Below are 2227 nucleotides of genomic sequence, written 5' to 3'. Positions count from 1 at the left end.
CCGGCGTCGGCGTGCCCGAGGACCCCGCGTGCGGCAGCATGAACGCCGGCGTCGGGCAGTGGCTCACCTCCACCGGAGCCGCACCTTCCTCCTACCGCGTCTCCCAGGGCGCGAGACTGGGCAGGGCCGCGAGCATCGAGGTCACCGTCGACACGGACGGCACCGTCTGGGTCAGCGGCGCCGCGGTCGTCTGCGTCCGCGGCACCATCACTCTCTGACCACCGCACCGGCGACCTGATCCACCATGTCGCTCGTCCGCCTCACAAGGCTCCGCCTCCCGGTGTCGGGCGGCGGAGCTGTGTTGTTGTGGGTGGATCCGAAGGGCCCGGACTACGGCTGTACGGGCTTGCCGCGGCCCCAGGACCAGGCGAGGCGGTCGGCGCCGGACTGGTTGGTGGTGGTCAGCCAGGGGCGGGCCGGGTTGCCGGTCAGGGTCTGCAGGGAGTAGGTGTCGTCCGTGCGCAGGCCGGGCCAGTACACGGAGCCCATCTTGAGTTCGCGGAACGTGTCGGTGACGGCCTGCAGGTAGTTGATGAAGTTGTTGTCGGGGGTCGGCTTGTTGTAGTCGAAGCCGGTGGTCATCGGGGAGCCGAACTCGTCCGCGACGGTCCGGTTCGCGCAGTCACCGATGCGGACCTTGAGGTCGGCCACCCACTGGTCGTAGGTGGCGTAGTCCTTCCAGAACCCGTAGTGGTGCAGCGACAGATAGGTGCCCTTCAGGCGCGGGTCGGCGCAGACGGTCGTGACGTGGTCGTTGTAGCCGGCGCCACTGACGAAGACCCGGTTGCGCGGGACCTGCCGGTACGTGTCCAGCCACTTCGCGGCTATGTCCGCCCACTCCGTGTCGGTGTAGCCGTGCGGCTCGTTCATCGGCTCGAAGTAGACCCGCTTGTCGCTCTTGTAGGCCTTGACGACGGTGTTCCACATGGGCCAGTAGGTGGCCGTGTCGTCGATGAAGCCGTCCTTGCGCGGGCCCGTTCCCTCCCAGTAGGAGAGGATCACCTTGAAGCCCTTGTCCGAGGCCGCGTCGATGACTCCGCGATAGGACTTCCAGTAACGGCCGTTGACCGTGTACGGGTTGATGGGCAGCCGGACCGTGTTGGCACCGAGGTTCGCGCGGAAGGCCGAGATCACCCGGCTCGCCTTGGTGTACGTCTGGGCGTAGGTGTCGGACGTCGACAGGCCCGACAGTACGACCTCGTCGTCGGCGAAGTTGTCACGCGGGTCCGCCCAGTTCACGCCCTTGAACTGGGTCGTGTCCTTGCTGAGCCCGCTCGTGTGTCCGCCCGTGTGTCCACTCGACGTGGCGCCGGCCGGGGTGGCGGCGATGGTGGTGCCGCTCGTCCCGGCGATCAGGAGCGCCACGAAGGCGGCCCGCAGCCGGGGGGTGAAACGGGTGCCGGCGGGGGTTCTGCGCATCAGCTTGCCCTTTCGGAGGATGGCGGCCCGGCGCATGGCTGGAGCCTGCGCGTGACTGAGCGGCCGTCGGAGGTATGCAGGGTCGGACGGATGGTGTTTACGTAAACATCGGAACGAAGCGTTGAGTCGGGCCTCGCGGCCTGAGGCTCGACCTGGGGTGATGTTTACGCAAACATCGCGGCGCCGGAATCGTGGCACCCGGTGCGGCGATCGTCAAGGTTTCCTACGCGTAACAGCTGTTGGGTTGTGGGGTGGGGGCGATCACGGATGTGTTCGCAGGGGGGACTGCCATGTGACCGTCGTCCCGGTTCCGGGTTCGTCCTCCCTGCCCGCCTCCCCTTCCCCGTCGTCGAACACCGTCAGCCGTACGCCGGGGCGGCCGTCGGGGAGTGTCGTCGTCGCGTCGATCGAGACGGTGACGCGGGTGGTGCCGGTGCGGTGGGACGCGGCAGCGAGGGCGGCGCGGAGGGCGGTGAGGAGGCAGGTGGCCACCGGGGCCGGGAGCCGGGCGTCGACCGGTCCCGTGAACTGCACGGACGGCTGGAAGCCGAGAACCGCCGCGGCACCTGCCGTCTCGCGGAGGACCTTGCCCCGGAACGTGGTGGGGGCGTCGGCGGGCGGCTGTTGCAGCGCGAAGATCGTCGTACGGACCTCCTGGACGGTCGACCGGAGTTCCTCGACGGCCCGGCCCAGCATCGCGTGGACCTCGGGGTCCCGCTCCTCGTCGGCGGTGCGGCGCTGGGTGGACTCCAGCATCATGCCGGTCGCGAAGAGCCGCTGTACGACCAGATCGTGCAGGTCACGGGCG

General features: G+C 69.0%; 2 protein-coding genes and 1 pseudogene. 1 reads left to right on the top strand and 2 read right to left on the bottom strand.

Annotated elements, in window-relative coordinates; genetic code table 11:
- Window positions 1–218, top strand: a 218-nt coding sequence (locus AOK17_RS47415) for a PhzF family phenazine biosynthesis protein (protein WP_169802022.1), incomplete at its 5' end; no start/stop codon positions are given.
- A gap of 112 nt (window positions 219–330) precedes the next feature.
- Here the strand turns inward: AOK17_RS47415 and AOK17_RS47410 are convergent.
- Together AOK17_RS47410 and AOK17_RS53415 are read right to left on the bottom strand one after the other, a co-directional pair.
- Window positions 331–1419, bottom strand: a complete 1089-nt coding sequence (locus tag AOK17_RS47410) for a glycoside hydrolase family 5 protein (protein WP_055618809.1) — start codon at window positions 1417–1419, stop codon at window positions 331–333.
- Between the two features lie 261 nt (window positions 1420–1680).
- Window positions 1681–2227 (bottom strand): annotated as a pseudogene (locus AOK17_RS53415) (histidine kinase); the annotation flags it as partial.

It is taken from the genome of Streptomyces phaeochromogenes (assembly GCF_001418655.1).
GTDB lineage: Bacteria > Actinomycetota > Actinomycetes > Streptomycetales > Streptomycetaceae > Streptomyces > Streptomyces phaeochromogenes.
The sequence above is the reverse complement of the archived record's forward strand: the minus strand, read 5'-3'. Positions and strand labels throughout refer to the sequence as shown.

What these genes read in the sequence shown, in the direction of transcription:
- AOK17_RS47410 (WP_055618809.1), bottom strand. Translation starts at nt 1,419, where the DNA reads ATGCGCAGAACCCCCGCCGGCACCCGTTTCACCCCCCGGCTGCGGGCC.